We start from the raw sequence: 2,872 nt of genomic DNA on the forward strand, positions 1-2,872 counted from the left end.
GTAATCACGTATTAATATCATTTGGCACCCCAACCAGCGAAGCTGGTCTAACAAACTTATCAATAGACAAGCTATACACAGAATCTATTGGATCACCTACCCATAGAATATTTTCTGGATATTTGAAATCACTATAGAGTTTATTCATTAGTTCTACCGGTACATACACATCAGCATGAACAGGTTTAACCATATGAATAGAACTCATGTAAACAGTGCTAGCATGTTCTATCGCTTCAGATAATAAACCAACACCACCAATGACATTGATTGGTTTGGTTGTGTCTCTGAATGCTTCTAAGAAGCTCTCAAATGATTTGAATATTTGGATATTATTGTTGAGCACTTCGTGCTCTGTGATAGTTGAAGATATGACAATGAAGTCTCTACCAAGCTTCTTCATCTTAGGTAGAGATCTCCATGTATTTAATCCCATAACGACTACAGAATTTTCTGTAGTCTTCTGGAAGAACTGCATATCTTCTTTAATGAATTGCCAAGGTAATTTGCCTTGATTACCGAATGCTCTGGTAATTAATTCATTGGCAAAGATAAGTGATATATTCATTTGTAGTATCCATTAGGAATGTAATAACAAGTACCATTACTGGTTCCAATATCAATACGCTCACGACCTTGAGCTATTAGTTTCTTGATACATTCACCTTCACTTTTGTAGTTTGCTCTGGTTTCTTCAAACTCACTGTAAGCAGTTACGGGTATAGGAAGTATAAACCACCTTTTTGCTCCTCATCCGAAGTATCTTACCTGAAATTCCCTCACTCGTTTACCGCTCAAGCCCCAATTTTAACTGCCGGTCCAGCCTAAACCGCTCTAATAAGGTTCGATTTGGCGGTAAAATCTCTAGCCTGATAGCTCGAGAGATACAAACTGCCCCACCGCCCCGTTTAAAAGTTGGCAGTGTTGAGCAGTGTTGGATTTGGGGTCGTCAGTCAAAGAGACGACTCTGTGATGGATCGAACAGGCTGGGAGTCAGTGGCGGCGCTCGTTCTGGTGGCAGCTCACGCTGCTTGGCGGCATTCGCCTTGGCTGTTTTCTGTTTCAGATGCTTGAGAATCTGCTCAATGACCTTCGGATCTTCGATGCTGGCAATCACTTTGACGTGACCGCCGCAGTGTTCGCAGACTTCAATATCAATATTGAAGACTCGCTTGAGGCGTTGCATCCAGGTCATGGCGCGGTGGCGCTCTGCAGGACTCTTGTCACGCCAGTTAGTATCGAGACCTTCCGATTTGTCGGGCTTCTTGCCCCGCTTGGCGGGTGTTACTTGAACTCGGTGTTTGCTGTTCGGTGCAAAGACGCCGTGGAAGCGTGTGAGGTTGACTCGCGGCTTAGGTACCAACGCAGCGAGTTTGGCGATGAAGTCCAGCGGCTCGAAGATCACATGGGTGGTGCCATTGCGGTACGGAGTTTTGAGCTCGTAACGCACCTGCCCATTGGCGGTTAATGCCAGACGTTTTTCTGAAACCGCTGGCCGACTAATGTAGCGACACAAGCGCTCAAGCTTATCCCGCTGATGCGCTTCGGCCATCACACCGGCGTGTAGCGAGAAACCAGCATGGTTGGCTACTCGACTGCTTGAGTCGGCTTTATCCTCACGCCCTGGCAAGGTTTGCAGGGTGAAGACTTTGCGCCCTTGCTGGGGGCCGACGGCAATGCGATACGTAACCGAAGCACCATGTAATTGAGTCAGCGTATCGTCTTCGCCCTCTTCCAGTGTCAACCACGTATTCTCGGCATCACGCTCCAAAATCCCACGCTTTTCCATGCAGCGAGCGATGCGATGGCTGAGGGTGTGAGCGAGCGTATTCAGCTCATCGTAAGTGGGTGCCTTGACACGATGGAAGCGTTGCTTGCCATAGTCATCTTCGGCATAGACACCATCGAGAAACAGCATGTGGTAGTGGACATTGAGATTTAGCGCGGAGCCAAAGCGTTGGATAAGAGTCACTGAGCCAGTTTGTGCAGAGGCTTTGGTGTAACCGGCTTTTTTGATCAGATGAGTTGAGAGTGTACGATAGACGATACTCAAGACCTGGCCCATCAGCTGGGGATGGCGAGCCAGCAAAAAGCGTAGCTGGAAAGGAAAGCTGAGCACCCACTGGCGAATGGGCTCCTTGGGGAAGACTTCGTCTATCAGCAGCGCCGCACTCTCGGCCATCCGGCGGGCACCGCAGCTAGGGCAAAAGCCGCGTCGTTTACAGCTGAAGGCGACCAGACGCTCGTGATGACAATCCTCGCAGCGAACCCGCATGAAACCATACTCCAGACGGCCACATTGGAGGAGGTCGTTGAATTCTTGTTGGATGTAGCGAGGCAGGTGTTGACCTTGGGCTTCGAGTGAGGCTTTGAAGGCTGGGTAGTGCTGCTCAACCAGCTGGTAGAGCAGCGTCTGGTCGGGTTGGTGGCGTTCGTAACCGTTTGTTTGAGTGGGCGATTGACTCGCCGTGGCGTTCCTTGCCAGCGACATGGGTATCCTCCGCTGATACTGTGGTTATGTACAGTATCAGCGGCTTGCGTTCAGACGTCCAGTCTGGCCCTAGACATCGCTAAATGCTTAACCCGCAATAGCCCTCACGAGTTGTTATCAGCCACTACCGGTTGAGCGAGAAGGTTTTGGGTTCAGGGTGCTATTGCTCCACCAATCACAATACTGAAGCCCCAACTGTTATCAGTTGGGGCTTTTTCTTGTCTGTTTGCGGCGGTTGCGTTTTATCGGTAGTCGTCGAGCTCTGCACCATCCCACATAAGAGCTTAACGGTGCGATCTTCAACGCCATCACACAAAACTTTCTTTTTCACGCACAGTCAACTTATTGGATGTTTTATTAACAACCCAAAAGGAGATATTT

General features: G+C 48.8%; 2 protein-coding genes. Both read right to left on the reverse strand.

Going from position 1 to position 2,872, the window contains the following annotated elements; genetic code table 11:
• Positions 1-4: 4 nt before the first annotated feature.
• A complete protein-coding gene (gene dfrA10, locus PSF11_RS21105) occupies positions 5-568 on the reverse strand; it encodes a trimethoprim-resistant dihydrofolate reductase DfrA10 (protein ID WP_001027119.1) in 564 nt (187 codons plus the stop codon).
• Positions 569-949: 381 nt separating this feature from the next.
• Positions 950-2,491 carry an IS91-like element ISCR1 family transposase gene (locus PSF11_RS21110; RefSeq protein ID WP_000050481.1) on the reverse strand — a complete coding sequence of 514 codons (1,542 nt, stop codon included), beginning with the start codon at positions 2,489-2,491 and terminating at the stop codon, positions 950-952.
• Positions 2,492-2,872: the final 381 nt, after the last annotated feature.

The sequence above is a fragment of the Providencia sp. PROV119 genome (genome assembly GCF_028482435.1).
In the GTDB taxonomy this organism is placed as follows: domain Bacteria; phylum Pseudomonadota; class Gammaproteobacteria; order Enterobacterales; family Enterobacteriaceae; genus Providencia; species Providencia stuartii.